Annotated in this window: 9 protein-coding genes; 2 read left to right on the top strand and 7 right to left on the bottom strand. The window is 66.9% G+C overall.

Annotation, left to right across the window (positions count from 1 at the left end):
- Window positions 1-98: 98 nt before the first annotated feature.
- The 6 genes from DDE10_RS01270 to DDE10_RS01245 form a co-directional block, all read right to left on the bottom strand.
- Entirely contained in the window at window positions 99-3578 is a 3480-nt protein-coding gene (locus DDE10_RS01270; RefSeq protein WP_284734363.1) for an indolepyruvate ferredoxin oxidoreductase family protein, read from the bottom strand.
- 6 nt (window positions 3579-3584) lie between these two features.
- On the bottom strand, window positions 3585-4262 hold the full coding sequence (locus DDE10_RS01265) for a helix-turn-helix domain-containing protein (protein ID WP_162806201.1): 678 nt from the start codon (window positions 4260-4262) through the stop codon (window positions 3585-3587).
- A 35-nt stretch (window positions 4263-4297) separates the two neighbouring features.
- Entirely contained in the window at window positions 4298-6133 is a 1836-nt protein-coding gene (locus DDE10_RS01260) for a DUF885 domain-containing protein (RefSeq protein ID WP_114950912.1), read from the bottom strand.
- 17 nt (window positions 6134-6150) lie between these two features.
- Window positions 6151-7263: an alpha/beta fold hydrolase gene (locus tag DDE10_RS01255; protein WP_114951665.1), complete on the bottom strand. Its 1113-nt coding sequence runs from the start codon at window positions 7261-7263 to the stop codon at window positions 6151-6153.
- Between the two features lie 97 nt (window positions 7264-7360).
- On the bottom strand, window positions 7361-9559 hold the full coding sequence (locus tag DDE10_RS01250; protein ID WP_114950911.1) for a TonB-dependent receptor: 2199 nt from the start codon (window positions 9557-9559) through the stop codon (window positions 7361-7363).
- Window positions 9560-9627: 68 nt separating this feature from the next.
- The gene (locus tag DDE10_RS01245; protein WP_162806197.1) at window positions 9628-10611 is read right to left on the bottom strand and encodes a Leu/Phe/Val dehydrogenase; all 984 of its coding nucleotides are present in this window, start codon (window positions 10609-10611) and stop codon (window positions 9628-9630) included.
- A gap of 307 nt (window positions 10612-10918) precedes the next feature.
- On the opposite strand from DDE10_RS01245, the gene DDE10_RS01240 reads away from it, so the two are divergent.
- Entirely contained in the window at window positions 10919-12058 is a 1140-nt protein-coding gene (locus DDE10_RS01240) for a YkvI family membrane protein (RefSeq protein WP_114950909.1), read from the top strand.
- Between the two features lie 242 nt (window positions 12059-12300).
- On the opposite strand, the gene DDE10_RS01235 is transcribed toward DDE10_RS01240, so the two are convergent.
- Window positions 12301-14142, bottom strand: a complete 1842-nt coding sequence (locus tag DDE10_RS01235) for a DUF885 domain-containing protein (protein WP_114950908.1) — start codon at window positions 14140-14142, stop codon at window positions 12301-12303.
- A 444-nt stretch (window positions 14143-14586) separates the two neighbouring features.
- On the opposite strand from DDE10_RS01235, the gene DDE10_RS01230 reads away from it, so the two are divergent.
- Window positions 14587-15096 (top strand): hypothetical protein, encoded by a 510-nt coding sequence (locus tag DDE10_RS01230; protein WP_114950907.1) that lies wholly within the window; start codon window positions 14587-14589, stop codon window positions 15094-15096.
- Window positions 15097-15100 lie beyond the last annotated feature (4 nt).

The following is a 15100-nucleotide window of genomic DNA, read 5'->3' as shown; positions in this document are numbered from 1 at the left end:
GCGGCATCATTCGAGGAAGCGCGCTTCGGCCGCCGCTGTGGCGAATGGTCCCATTAGAGCTGGTCACCGAGCTCCTTGTGGTTGCGAGAAGAAGATGCCTATGCCTGCGGGCTCAGCGTCTCTTCGGTGAGCGCATGGAGGCGGCGGCGATATTGGACGACGGCCTCGGCTTTCACCGGCCCGTAGCCGCGAATCTCGTCAGCGAGGCCGAGAATGGTGACCGCCTGTCGATGATTGCCCGTCGACAGGGTCGCGAGAACCCGCTCCACAAGCTGCTCATACTCGGCGATGAGCGCCCGTTCGAGCCGCCGCTCTTCGGTATGGCCGAAAGGATCGGCCCATGTGCCGCGGAGACGCCGCCCCCTGGCGAGCAGCTTCAGGACGGGTCTAATGGCTTCGGGAAATTGGCCCTTGCGAGGTCGGCCATTGGCCCCTTTCGCAGTGAGGATCGGTGGGGCCATGTTGAGCGCCAGCTTGGCGCCTTTCCCGAATTCTTCCTCGATCTCGGCCCGCAGCGACGGATCCGTGAGCAGGCGGACCACCTCATATTCGTCCTTGTAGGCGAGCAGCCTGGCATAGTTGCGGGCGACGACGCGCGCCAGTTCCTCGGAGCCGGGCACGACCTCGGCCTCACGGGACTGCGCGCGTCCGACCAGCAGACGGTAGCGGGCGGCCAGCGTCTCGCCCTGGTAACGGACGAGGTGGGCGTTGCGGTGCTCCACGATCTGCGCAAGCGTTTCCGGCACCGGTTCGTGCGATCCGGCTCCACGCCCCGGAGCAAGCGCCGCGAGTGCCCTCTCGTCATGGGCGTGTAGCCGTCCCAGCTGGAACGCCGTCAGGTTTTCCCGTACTGCCATGCCGTTCAGGCGGATGGCCTCCTCGATCGCGCTGGCAGACACCGGCAACAGGCCCGCCTGGGATGCGGCGCCGAGCAGGAAGGACGTGGCGGTGACGCCCTGGCCGAGCAGCGAGGTCGTGAGCCTGGCTGCGTCGATCCTCATCATGGCGCTGCCGTCGACGAGCGCGCCCAGCCGCTCGATCAGGCGTGCGCGCCCAAGGTCGAAATCCCTCACGAACTGGAAAGCGACGGTGGGCACCACTTCCGTGTTGACCACGGCCCGAGTCCGCCCCCTTGCGAGCGTCGGCGCCACGTCGCTCCCGAGCGCGGCGACGAGGTCGAAGGCGATCAGGACGTCCGCCTGACCTTTTCCGATCCGTTGCGCCGGTATCTCGCCGGCCGTCTTCGCCACCCGCACATGACTGCACACCGAGCCGTTCTTCTGCGCCAGCCCGGTCATGTCGAAGAGGGAGGCGGACTTGCCCTCCAGATGGGCCGCCATGCCGATCAGCGCGGAGGCCGTAATCACTCCCGTGCCGCCAATTCCGGCGATCATCAGGTTCGCGCCGTCCCGGACCGCGGGTCGCGGGAGCCGCTCGACGAGGGACGGATCCAGCTCGGATATTCCCGAGCTGCGCTTCCTGCCGCCGCGCACGGTGATGAATGACGGGCAGAAGCCGTTCGCACAGCTATAGTCCTTGTTGCAGCTTTCCTGGTCGATCCGCCGCTTGGTGCCAAACGCCGTCGGCACCGGCTGGATGGAGACGCAGGTGGATTGGACGGAGCAGTCGCCGCAGCCTTCGCAGACCGCCTTGGCGATGAACATGCGCTTGGGAGGGTCGGGGACCTGCCCGCGCTTGCGACGGCGCCGTTTCTCGGCCGCGCAGGTCTGTTCATAGATGAGGACCGTGGTGCCTTGCACATCCCGCAGGCGCAGCTGCACCGCCTCCAGTTCGTCGCGATGATGGAGCCTGACGCCGGAGGGCAAGCCGGTGCCGCGGTGACGGCCGGGATCTTCGCTGACGACGACGACTTCCCTGACGCCCTCGGCGGCGACCTGCCTGACGATCTCGGCCACGGAGATCGGGCCGTCGACGGGCTGGCCGCCCGTCATCGCGACAGCATCGTTATACAATATCTTGTAGGTGATGCCGATGCCGGCGGCGACCGCGGCGCGAATGGCGAGCAAGCCCGAATGGTAGTAGGTGCCGTCTCCCATGTTCTGGAAGATGTGCGGCGCGTCGGTGAATGGGGCGATCCCGATCCAGTTGGCGCCCTCGCCTCCCATCTGGCCCGAGGGGAGAGCTTCCTTCGGCCGGACCAGGGCCGCCATGGCGTGGCAGCCGATACCGGTCATGGAAAGGCTGCCCGGCGGAATGCGCGTCGACCGACTGTGCGGACAGCCGGAACAGAAGAATGGAGCCCTGCGCGGGGTGGCGTCGGATCCGTCGCCGGGAGGGTCGTTCTCGATGTCCTGGTCGCCGAATCCCAGGGCGGCACCAATGCCGAGCCGCGCCAGCCGGCCGGCGATCGCCCCGGCGATGTCGCCGGCTTCGAGCAAGGTGGTTGAGGAGAGGAGCCGACTCCCTTCCTCGTCGCGCTTCCCGAGAAGAAGCGGGCGGTCGGGCGCGTTGAACAAAATCGCCGCAGCCTGCTCCTCCAGAAAGCTCTTCTTCTCCTCGATCACGAGGAGCGCTTGGTGACCTGCCGCGAACTCGGCCAGGCCCTCGGGCTCCAGCGGCCAGATACAGCCGACCTTGTAGAGCGATATCCCGATCCGGGCCGCTTCGGCGTCGTCAAGATTCAGGCGCCGGAGGGCTTCGCGGACGTCGCCAAAGCTCTTGCCGGCTGCGACGATGCCGAGCCTGGGCCGTTCGGCGCGAAAGACGGTTCGGTCGATGCCGTTGGCGCGCACGAACGCGCGCACGCGCGGGAGCCGTTCCTCGAGCGCGATCTGCTCGTCCCGCTGAGGATTATATGGGCCGAGCCGCCCGTGAACGCCCTCGGGCGGCAGCGGGAGGTCGGGCTCGACGATCTCCAGGCGCTCGCATTCCAGATCGACCGTCTGCGTCTGCTCGGCCGTCTCGTTGACGCATTTGATGCCGACCCAGGCGCCGCTGTAGCGGGAAAGCGCGAATCCCAGCAGGCCGAAGCGCAGGATCTCCGATGCGTCGGCCGGATAGAGGGACGGGATCAGGCTGGACGCCATCGCCTGTTCGCTCTGATGCGCGACGGTAGACGATTTTCCCGGATGATCGTCGCCATAGAAGCAGAGCACTCCGCCCAGCCGGCTAGTGCCGCCGCTGATATTCCCGTGCTTGAGGGCGTCCAGCGCCCGGTCCACGCCCGGTCCTTTCGCGTACCAGGCGGCGAACACGCCTTCGTGACGCGCGCCGGGCATGAGGGGGACTTGTTGCGTGCCGTGCACGGCGGTGGCGGCGAGCTCCTCGTTGACGCCCGGCTGAAAATGGACGCGGGCGGACGAGAGGCTGTCGCGGGCCTGCCAGAACATTCTGTCGAGCCCGCCCAGGGGAGAGCCGCGATAGCCGGACACGAAGCCCGCGGTGTTGCGCCCGCTTTCCCGGTCACGAGCCGCTTGCGAGAGGAGCACGCGGACGATGGCCTGGCTTCCGCTGATGAGGACGCGCCCCGAGCGGCGGCACCATTTGTCGTCCAGCTTCGTCGCGGCGCCGAAAGGCGCTGGCGCATTGGTTGCGCGGTCCAGCGCCATGTCGCGCATGAAGCTCTACCGGCCTGATTTCTCGAGCGATCCCGCCGGGGCACCCTGCGCTTCGGCATGTCCCTCGAGCAGATCGACGACGCTTTTTTCACTGGATGCGAAGACGGAGACGATGCGGCAAGGTTGGTCGCCCACCGCAACATAGGCATGCCCCATGCTACTGTCGAAGAAGATGGAGTCCCCCGCCTTGAGATAGGCCGGCGTATAGGTGTCGGTATAGATCGCCAGCTCACCCTCGATCACGAACACGAATTCCTCGCCGTCGTGACGGTGGAATTCACCAAACTCCTCCAGAGTTCGGGCGCGGACTTCCGCGACGATCGGGGTGATGGCCTTCTTCAGAATGTCATAGGCCTGGTAGAAATAGGTGCCGTTCTTCGACGACACTTTTTCGCCCTCGCCGGCCCGAGTGATGCTCCGGCGGCAGCTCGCCTCCGCCGGCGCGAACTGGTGCGTCGGGGAGCCGAAGAAGTCCGCGATGTTGAAGTCGAGTGCCAGGCTGATCCGCAGCAGCCGGTCGATGGTCAGCTCCGTCTTGTCGGTCTCAATCTTGGACAGAGTGGAAAGCGGCAGGCCGGTCTTCTCGCTGACCTGCGCCAGCGTCCATCCGCGTTCGTTCCTGAAGTTGCGAAGGGCCGCTCCCGGCCGCACCAGTGGCCCGATCTCCGGCTTGCGTTCGGACATAGACTTTCTCCCGAATATTGCTCGATCCGATCTGCTCATGATCGCGCGCGACTTTGGTCAATATAAGTATCGATGACGTTCTGGAGCATCGTCAGCGGCACCGGACCGGCGGCAAGCCCCGCCGCATGGAAGGCGCGCAGGTCGAAACTGCCGCCCAAAGCGGAGCGCGCGCGATCCCGAAGCCTCAGCCATTCGGCCTTGCCGACCATGTAGCTGCACGCCTGGCCCGGCCAGACGCAATAGCGCTCCACCTCGTTGACCGCGAGCGGGCGCGGGATGCCGTTCTCGGACATCCACTCGACCGCCTGCTCACGTGACCAGCGGAGGCTGTTCACGCCCGTGTCCGCAACGAGCCGGCATGCGCGCAGCAGGCTGGTCAGGACATAGCCGATCCGGCCGGCATCGTCGCCGTCGTACATGCCAAGCTCTTCGGCGAGTTGCTCCGCATAGACCGCCCACCCCTCCCCGTAGCCGGGAGACCACAGGATCGTGCGGATCGCGGGCACGCGCGGGCCTTCCAGCAGGAAAGCCTGCTGCAGGTGATGGCCTGGTTCCGCCTCGTGGAAGACCGTGGACGCGAGCAGCCATCGCGGCCACGCCCCGGTGGTCGCCAGATTGACATAGAAGGTGCCGGGGCGGGAGCCGTCCAGGGAGGGATCCTCGTAATAGGCCGGCGGCGCACCGCTCTCGAGCAAGGGCGGCACCCTGCGCACGTCCACCGCTATCCTGGGAACGCTGCGGAAGGCACGCAGCGCCTGTTCGCGGAACGCCTGGATCCGGCTGCGGATGTCGGACATCAGCCGCGCGCGACCATCGTCGTCATCGGGATAGAGGAAGCGGGGATCCGAATAGAGAGCCCCGACGCGCTGGGCGAGGGTGCCGGTCGTGAGGCCCTGCGCCCGCAGCAGGCGATCCGCCTCGGCAGTCAGCTGCTCGACCAGGTCTCGCCCGGTGGCGTGCACTGCACCCGGGGAAAGCGAGGTCGTCGTCGCATTGGCGAGGCTTGCCCTGTAATAGGCCTCGCCGTCGGGAAGCCGCCAGACGCCGGCCTCGGGCCGCGCTCGGGTCTCGAGTGACGACAGGGCCTCGATCTGGCGGCCGAGGGCCGGAACGATCGTGGTCGACCATATGTGTCGCGCGCTTTCGTGGAAGTTCAGGGGCAGTCCCGCGCTTTCCAACCGCGTCCGGAAGGCGATCAGGATCGGCGACTGTTCCGGCGCGGTGTCGCGCAGGTCGGTCAGCTGAGCCTTCGTTCGGGCAAGGATAAAGTCGGGCGGCGTGGCGCCGAGGCCCGCATCGTGGCGCAGACGCTCCCGCTCCTGGTCCAAGGCCGTTGCAAAGCCGCGCATGCGGGACAGGAAGGCTTCTGCGTCCGGCACTTCGCCCAGCGGATGCCTGCTCGCGAGGAATTCGGGGACGGACGCATAGGCACCACTGAGATGCGAGAGGACGTACGGCCTCGGCTCCAAGGCGGATCCGTACGAGAAGCGCCCGATCTCCCGCTCGGCTCGGAGGAAGTGGCGGACGGCGTCCAGGTGAAGGCGGTCCTCCGGCGCGACGGCCGCATCCGTCATCGTTTCGACCGCGCCTAGCTGATCGCTTATTCTCGTCTTGACGGCTCCGGAAGCCGCCAGCGACCGGTCGTCCAGGAGCCATCGAAGCCGGCTCGAGGAACCGGTGTCCAGGCCCAGCCGGGTGGCGAGCTCCGGCGAATGCCGCACACGCTCGTCCATCAGGCGCTGCAGCAGCGCGCCGGACGTCGTCCCGCCTGTTGCCGATTTGGCCGAGGCCGCACCGGCCAGTCCCAGCCCGGTGGCCACCATCCCGCGCATCACCTCGCGGCGACTATGGAGAGGACCGTGGGCCTTCATCACGGGGAGGCGCTCCTTCACTGGCTGGCGCTTCGCTCGTCGGACGGCGGGACGTCGCCGGCCGCTGCGGCCAGCGAACGGACTTGGGTGGCCAGCTGCACGAGGACCCTGCCGGGTTCTTCGAGGTGCATCATGTGCGCCGAATCACGGAACCAGATGAGCTGCTTGTGAGGGGCACTGAGCCGCGAGAACCAATCCGCCGCGATGCTGGAGGGAGTCTGATAGTCGTACCGCCCGGCGAAGATGAAGACCGGGCAGTCCAGTCGGCTCACGCTTCGCAGGTCCAGTTGCCACAGTTCGGGAAGGAGCCGGACGAGCGTAGCCCCGGCCTGACCGCGCGCGGTCAGATCGGCTTCGGAATAGAGGGGAGAAAGGCGGGCGGCGTTCTGCTCATAGTCGAGGTCGGTCCGGCCCCAGGTCAACCCTCCATAGTGATTCACCCAGCGGCGCTGGGTGAGGATCTCCTGAGGCGTGACGGCGCGATCGGTCGGCGGGTAAGGCGCAATGGCCTCCAATTGGGCAATCGCCTCCTGGTTCGCGTCCGCGCGAGCCTGCTGGAGGGCCCACGCGTAGCCGACCCTCTCGTTCGACTGACCGTGGATGACTTGGCCCATGCCGATATAGGCATGAAGCCAGTCCGGGTGCCTTTGGGCGATGGCGAGCCCGATGACTGATCCCCAGGAGTGCCCGAGGACGAAGATCTTCGACTTGCCGTACCGGTCCCGCAGATGCGAGACGAGTTCCTCGCCGTCGGCGATCATGCGCTCGACGGTGATGGTGGGGACGACCGAGGACATGTCGTTCGCCGCCGCGGTCCTGCCCGCACCGCGCTGGTCCCACTGCACGACCGTGAAATAATCTTCCCAGGGGGATTGATAGAGCCAGCTCGCCGGCATCTCCGGCGCGCCCGGACCGCCGTGGATGAAGAGAAGGATGGGATTGCGCCGGTCCCGCCCGCGCACGGAAATCCACTGGCGGATGCCGCCTATCTCTACCGCTCGCGTCTCCTCGATGCCGCGCGGCTGCACGATGCGGTACGCATCGCCGATGATCTGCTGGGCCGTCTCCCGGGATATCGCCGGCATCGGCTGGCCGGGAGCCGAAGGCTGCGCGCCCGCGCTCGCCCCCATCAAGAAGAGCCCGACCGCCGCAAGCAGGGCCTGCAGCCGTGCCCACTGGAGCGGCGGCGCGCTCGTCTTGTTACGCTCTCCCATCAGCTGCCCCCTCTCAGAAGTTCCTGGCGATCGAGACGCCGATGGTCCGCGGAACGTTGACCGTGTAGCGGTCGAAGGCGATGGGGCTCCCGTCTCGCACGCCCGAGAAACTGTTCCGACTGAGCTGCGCGCGTTCATCGAACAGGTTGCTGACGAACAGGGACGTCGAATAGCGTCCAAAGTCGACTCCGATCCTGAGGTTCACCAGAACATATTCGTCCAGCGGCAGCGCACCCGGCCCAAGGTTGCTGATGCGGTCACCGACAAATTGAACGTCGCCGCGGAGGTAGAGCTGGCTGTCGGCGCCCAGCTGCTTGGTCCAAGTCGCGTTGGCGGCCGCGCTGAATTCCGGAACGTCGGGAAGCCGGGTGCCCGGCGTGGCGAAGCCGGCGACGCCCGGCGCGAGCGAGCGCAGCGTCGCATCCGTATAGGTGACCTGCCCCCCGATCGAGAGCTGGTCGGTCAGGCGGCCATTCAGTTCGAGCTCGAATCCGCGGCTGCGGGCCGTTCCGGCGTTGAGGAAGCCGTTGAATCCGTCGCCTCGGCTCACATTGAGTTGAATGTCCCTCCAGTCAATCCAGAAGATGGAGCCCGCCAGGAGCACCGCACGATCGAGCTGGATTTTCGCGCCCAGCTCGTAGTTCCAAAGGGAATCGGACCTGAACGTGGGCCCCACGTCGATCGTGCAGCCGGGCCCGCATGGCGGAAGGCCGGCATTGACGCCGCCGATGCGGAAGCCCTGCGCCGCCTGGGCGTAGACGAGGATGCCGCCGGGGGGCTCATAGGACAGGTTGAACCTGGGGGTGGTGGAGGACTCGCTGAAGTTTCCCGAAACCTCGCTTCGCCCGCCGAGTGCCGGGCCATCCGACAGCCGGGCGGCGCTGCGTTCGACCTGGGAGAGGCGGGCGCCGACCGTCGCGGTGAGCGCCGGCAGGATTTCGTAGCCGATCTCCGCGAAGCCGGCCACCTGCTCGACCTGGGTGTCGATCGACGCATAATAGAGATTGCCGCCGGGCGTTTCCGCCGGCGGCACGCCCGCCACGTTGATGGTCTGGACGAATTCCTCGTCCCGATTCAGATAAAAGGCGCCGACGAGCCAAGTGAACGGGCCGCTCGAGGTCGACGCGAGACGCACTTCCTGCGCGAAGCTTCGCGCCTCGTAGGACAGGATCGAAGCGCCCCTCGGAATGCCGAAGCCCGCCTCGAGGAAATAGTCGATATCATTCTCGAACGCCCGACGCCGATCAAAATAGGATGAGGAGGAGGTCAGCCGCCCGACGGACAGATCGAGGTTGACGGTGAGATTGGCGGTGCCGAGCCGGTCGTGGAAGGGCTCGGGCGCGCTCTGGTTGAGGGCGAGTTCGGGATAGGCGTCGGTGGCACGGTTGTAGGCCTCGATGTCCGTCTCCTGATAGGCGCCGGTCAGGATGACGTCGAGATTGGTGCCCGGACGGGCGCGGAGCGCGATCCTGCCCCCGTAGGTGTCCTCCTCGTTGATGTCCTCTTCCCCGGAGAAGCCGTTGTCGATGAAGCCGGAATTATGGATCGCGTAGCCGACGGCGCGGATGGCGACCGAATCGGAGATGGGGACGTTGACCCATCCGTTCGCGCTCCCGTTGAGACCGCCTTCCTCCGTCGCCGATCCGAGCAGCTGGCCGTAGCCGGCCACTTCGTCGAACCTCGGCTGATTGGTGATGATCCGGACGGTCCCGCCGAGCGAGCCGCTGCCGTACAGCGTTCCCTGGGGGCCCCTCAGCACCTCCACCCGATCGATGTCGTACAGCCTCAGGTCCGGCTGGGACGATCCCTCCGTCACCGGGGTCTCGTCTATATAGACCCCGACCGTCGATTCCTTGCCGGTGTCGACATCACCTCCGGTCGAGACGCCGCGGATGAAGATCTGGGAACGGCCGGGTCCGTCGTCCAGGAATGACACGCCGGCGATGGACCGGGCGTAATCCGCGAAGTTCACCGCACCCGTTCGAGCAAGCTCTTCGCCGCCGACCGCCTGTATGCTGAACGGCACGTCGGCAAGGCTCTCGTCCCTCCGGGTCGCCGTCACGACGATCGTGGTGTCGTCCTCCTGCTCGGCGGCGGACGCCGCGGGCTCGGCTGCTCCGTCCTGAGCCAATGCCGTCTGCGGCCCCAGCAGGGCGATCGTCAGCAGCGATGCGGAAATCAGCCTTCGCCGCCGAGCCCAGGTCCCTTGCATGCGCCCCTCCTCCGATTCTCGTTATGGGAAACTATTTCGCAACAGAGAACAACGGAAAACACCTGTTGTCAATGCGCCGATCGGCCGATGAGTTCGCGCGCCATCTCTTCCGCCGCGACTTCCGGCCGCCGCCCTTCGACTCTGCTGCGTTCGAAGATCTCGAGGAGCCGGGTGCGAATCGCCGCCAGGGCCTCCGGCAGGGGGCGAGACGACGACCTTGCTCGCCCGGGCATTCGGGAGGTGGCTTCGAGGCCGCTGATGATGCCACCGGCGTTGATCACATAATCGGGCGCGAACAGGATGCCGCGGGATGCCAGCGCGGCACCGGCTTCCGGGCTGGCGAGCTGGTTGTTTGCGGAGCCGGCGACGGCTCTCGCCCTGATCTCTTCAGCCGTTTGCGGCGTGACGACCCCGCCAAGAGCGCATGGGGCGAAAATCTCGACGTCCGCTCGGTGGATGTCTGCCGGGGCGCAGGGCGTCGCCCCCAGCCGGTCCGCCGCGGCCTGGACGAGGTCTGCACGGATATCGGAGACGACCAGTGTCGCCCCTCCTTCGTGAAGCCGCTCCGCAACACCCCATCCGACGGCGCCAAGCCCCTGCACCGCAACGCGAACGCCCTCGAAGCTGTCGGTGCGGAACTGCGCCTGCAACACCGCCCGGAGGCCGTGAAGGACGCCGACGGCGGTATGCACCGAAGGATCCCCCGCATCCTCGGACGTTCCGCCGACGAATGGGGTGACCTCCTTGATGGTCTCGATGTCGGCCATGCTCATGCCGACATCTTCCCCGGTTGCGAAATGGCTCCCGATCCGGTCGATGAACCGACCATAAGCGTGCAGCAGCTCGCGCGACTTCAGGCGCCCCGGATCCCCGATGATGACGGCTTTGCCTCCGCCAACCGGAAGGCCGGCGAGGGCGGACTTGTACGACATCGATCTCGACAGGCGGAGCGCATCGTCCATGGCCTGAGAGGGGGCCTCATAGGCTTTGAAGCGGGTGCCGCCCGCTGCCGGACCGAGCGCCGTCGAATGGATCGCCACTATCGTCTGCAAACCGGCTTTCCTGTCGGAGAAGAGGCATATCTGTTCATGATCGTCGAACTCGTGAGATTCCCAAGCGAACATTCCCGCCTCCTGACTTCGATCTTCAGTGAAGCAGGATTCTCTCGTTGGGAAAAGCCGTAAATGGCCGCTGAGCTCGTCTCCTGCACCAGAATTTCATTATCATACTGTTTATAGAGGATAAATATCATCTCGGACTGTGTCGCAGCGTCGAGAATCGATTGGCAGCAGGCCTGATGGTCGGAAAAAGTCGTTTTCGGATCCGAAAACATCGTCTACGCCGGTAGACGGAGGTCGGATGGCGCAGCTAAATTGGTTCAGTCGGTTCCTGGGGCCGGGGCTCGCGTTCAAGGCGGCGGTCATCGGCGGCGGCTACGCGACCGGCAGGGAACTCGCGACGTTCTTCGTTCCCCATGGAGCCTGGGGAGGCGTGCTGGGGCTCCTGTTCGCGACGGCGATCTGGAGCCTCGTCTGCGCATTGACCTTTCTATACGCGTTCAAGACCGCCAGCCGAGACTACCGGACCTTCTTCGGCCATCTCCTCGGCCCCTTCTGGCCGATATACGAAATCGCGTGGTTCTTGGCGCTCCTGCTGATCCTCAGTGTCTATGCGGCCGCCGCGGGCGAGATCGGCGCCGCCCTGTTCGCCTGGCCGAATCTGTGGGGCGCCCTGTTGCTCATCGCATCCATCGTCGTCGTGACGGCGTGGGGCAATCGCTCGGTCGAGCGACTGTTCAACTGGGTCTCGATCCTTCTGTACGGCACCTATGGAGCCTTCCTGGTCCTCGCTTTCGTCAGGTTCAGCGATCCCATCGCCGCCGCATTCTCGGATCCGACCATCGGTCCTGGTTGGCTGGGTGGCGGCCTCACCTATGCCGGCTACAACATCATCGGCGCGATCGTGATTCTTCCCGTCACGCGTCACCTGCTCTCCTCGCGAGACGCCGTCATAGCCGGAGTGGTCGCAGGCCCGCTTGCCATGCTTCCGGCGGTCCTGTTCTTCGTCGCGATGATAGCCTTCGCGCCCGCCATCGCGGATGAATCGCTCCCCTCGGAATTCCTGTTGAACCAGCTGAACATGCCGGCCTTCCGGGCGGTGTTTCAGATTATGATCTTCTTCGCGCTCCTGGAGAGCGCAACGAGCGGGGTCCATTCCATCAACGAGCGCATCGCGCAATCCGTAGCCCGGCGGAGCATGAGCCTGACGCCTTCCCTCCGCGCGGCAGTCAGTCTGGCGACATTGTGCGTCGCGGTCTTCATCGCCGGGCATTTCGGGCTCGTCGCGCTGATCAGCGAGGGCTACCCTTGGCTGGCGCTGGCCTTCCTGCTGATCTACGTCCTTCCGCTCTGTACCATCGGGGTGCGATGGCTCATGACCCAGCACGTTTCCCGCGAGGCGCGAGCCGCTGGGAAAGGTGTGGAAGATCCAGGATCATGAGACCGCGCTCACATTGCCGTCTCAGGTCCGTGACGCGAAAGAAGCGGGCGTAGCTCCTACGCCCTGCACGCATGTCCACTCCTCGGAATGACCGAGGATGCTCGAAGCGGCCGCCGTCAGCGCGAAGCGGACTTCCTGAATACCGAACTCCTCAAGGCGATCGCCCTTTCCGCCCGCAATTGGATCGACCGGGGCGCGGGACGATCGGGTGAGTACGGGCGCTCCCGATCCCAGCCTCTCCCCTACACACCCGCGACCCACCTCTCGACCTGCGCCTCAAGCACCGGCAGCGGCACCGAGCCCTGCCCCAGCACCATGTCGTGGAACCTCTTCTGGTCGTAGCGCGCGCCGAGCGCCGTCCTCGCCCGATCGCGCAGCGCCAGCATGTGCTGCATGCCGACCTTGTAGGAGGTCGCCTGGCCGGGCGTGACGAAGTAGCGGCGGATCTCGGAGCGGATCTTGCCGATCGGCTGCGGCGAGTTGGCGGTATAAAATTCGAGCGCCTGGGCCTCGCTCCAGCCCTTGGCGTGGATGCCGGTGTCGACGACGAGGCGGATGGCGCGCCAGATCTCGCGGCCCAACCGGCCGAAATCGCTGTAAGGATCGGTGTAGAAGCCCATCTCCTTGGCCAGCCGCTCGACATAGAGTCCCCAGCCCTCGCCATAGGCGCCGTAGAAGCTGTGGTTGCGGAATTGCGGCAGCCCGCTCATCTCCTGCGCGAGCGCGATCTGCATGTGATGGCCGGGCCACCCCTCATGATAGGCGGTGCCCTCGATCTCGTAGAGCGGCGTCGCCCGCGTGTCGGCGAGGTGGACGTAGAAGATGCCCGGCCGCGAGCCGTCCGGCGCGCTCGACGAATAATGGGCGGCCCCGCCCGGCTCCTCGCGGAACGGCTCCACGCGCCGGACGACCAGCTCCGCCCGGGGCAGCCGGCCGAACTGCTCGGGCAGGCGCGCCTTCATGCCCGCCAGATAGGTCTCCGCCAGCTGGAGGTAGCGGGCGCGGCCCGCCTCGTCGTTGCTCACATAATAACGATCGTCCTCGCGCAGGTGGACGAAGAAGTCCTCGAGGCTGCCGGCGAAGCCGATCCGGCCCTTCAGCACCTCCATCTCGCCCCGGATCCGCCGCACCTCGGAAAGGCCGAGCTCGTGGATCTGCTCCGCATTCATGTCGGTGGTGGTCTGGAGCTTCAGCATCGCCGCGTAGAAGGCGGCGCCGTCCGGAAGCGCACCGGCGCCCCCTGGTTCGGCGCTCGCTTCGGCGCGGTCCGCTTCCAGCCAGGCGCCGAGCCGTTCATAGGCCGGCTTGACCGAGCCGGTCAGCGCCTCGGCGACTTGGGCAACCAGCCGCCGCTCGCCCGCTTCGTCGACCTTGCCCGCCTCGCGAAGCGCCGCCGCCTTGGTCTTGGCGTCGGCGAACAGGGCGGAATCGGCGCCGCCGTCGAACGGCGCGCCGGTCGTCAGCCGCCGCACCTCCTCGATCGACTGGTCGTAGGCGAAGCGCGGCATCCGGATGCCGGTCGCGGCCGACGCCCGCGCCCGGCCGAGATGGGTGTCGATGACCGGCCCGAGCGCCGCCAGCCGCGCCGCATAGGCTTCGAGGTCGGCCGGCTCGTCGACCCGGTGCTGGTTGATCAGGAAGTTGGGAAGGCCGGTATGGGGGCCGCTGCGGTCGAACACATAATTGTGGCCGCGCCAGCGCACCCAGGTCTCGGCGCGGTCGAGCTCCAGCGCCCACATGTCGTAGGAGATGCGCGCATTCTCGCCGAGCGCCTCGCGGTCGAAGCGCCGGCGCATGTCGGCGACGCTTCGCCGCATCGCGTCGAGCCGCGCCGCCGTGGCGGCCTCGCTCGGATCGCTGAGCTGGTCCTGCTTGTCCTTTCGGCCGAGCTGGGTGAGCTGCTCCGGGTCGAGCTGGAGCTGGGCCTCGAAGGCGGCGTCGAGGAAGGCGGTCAGCTCGGCATCCGCCGCCGCGACTGCGCCCGCCGCGGCCGGAGCCGGCCTGACTTGCGCCCACGCCGTCGAGGGCGCCGCCAGCCCCGCCGCCGCAATCCCCAGCCCGAACTCGCGTCTCGTCAGCTTCACTGTACTGCCTCCGCCTCGTGATTCCGATCTTCCACGATCCGCTCTAGACGGGGATCGGCGGCGGTCAAACGGGCTGGGTTCCTCCGCCCCTAGTGATGGACACGCAGGGTGTGGCCAAGCTCAACCTGGGCGCCGAGCGAGTTGACGCAGGCAGCTTCGGACTCGCAGAGCTAGCCCCCTCTCCCTTGAGGGAGAGGGTCGGGGTGAGGGTGTATGATCGCCTGCGAGTAATAACCAAAGCCGAGCACTTCCACCCATGAGCAGGTCGCCGTGCCCCCGGCACGGCTGCGAACGTCCGGGGGACGTTCGCACCTGCACATCCCCCTCCAGGGGGAGGGTGTCGCAAGCGATGACGCACCGCATGCCGCCGCTCCCCTCGCCCGCCGTGCCATCGCCACGCCGCCGCAGGTTCCGCCGCCGCCGCCTCCCTGTTAGGCTTGGCACATGCGCCGCCTCCTGCCGATCGCTGCCTCGCTCGCCGCGTTGCTGGCGCTGCTCGCCACCTTCCTCTTCCTCCGTTCCGGCCCAGCTGGCTGGGAGCGGTCGGTGACGCGCAATCCCCAGAACGATGGGGTAGCCCACGACTTCCGTCTCCGCTCGCTCGACGGCGACGCGCTGCTCGCGCTTCGCTGCACGCCGCATGCGCCGATCGAGGCCGTGGTGACCGCGGACGACCCGCTCGGCCCGGACGGGGATCCGCCGCGAACACGCCGGGCGCGCCTCGCCCTCGACGGCGAGCCGGCTTCCGAGCGAGAGGTCGGCGTCGCCGTCGGCGCGATCGGCCTCACTCAAGGCGATCCGGAACAAGCGCGGGCCTTCGTGATCCGGCTCGGTTCCTCGCATCGCCTCGATGTCGCGCTCGACGCGGCGGCGGACGGCGGCGGCTTCGTCGCCTCTTTCGCCACCGTCGGGGCGGACGATGTCGTCGCCGAGCTGCGGCAATATTGCCTGTAAGCCT

Source organism: Sphingosinicella terrae (genome assembly GCF_003347635.1).
In the GTDB taxonomy this organism is placed as follows: domain Bacteria; phylum Pseudomonadota; class Alphaproteobacteria; order Sphingomonadales; family Sphingomonadaceae; genus Allosphingosinicella; species Allosphingosinicella terrae.
The sequence above is the reverse complement of the archived record's forward strand: the minus strand, read 5'-3'. Positions and strand labels throughout refer to the sequence as shown.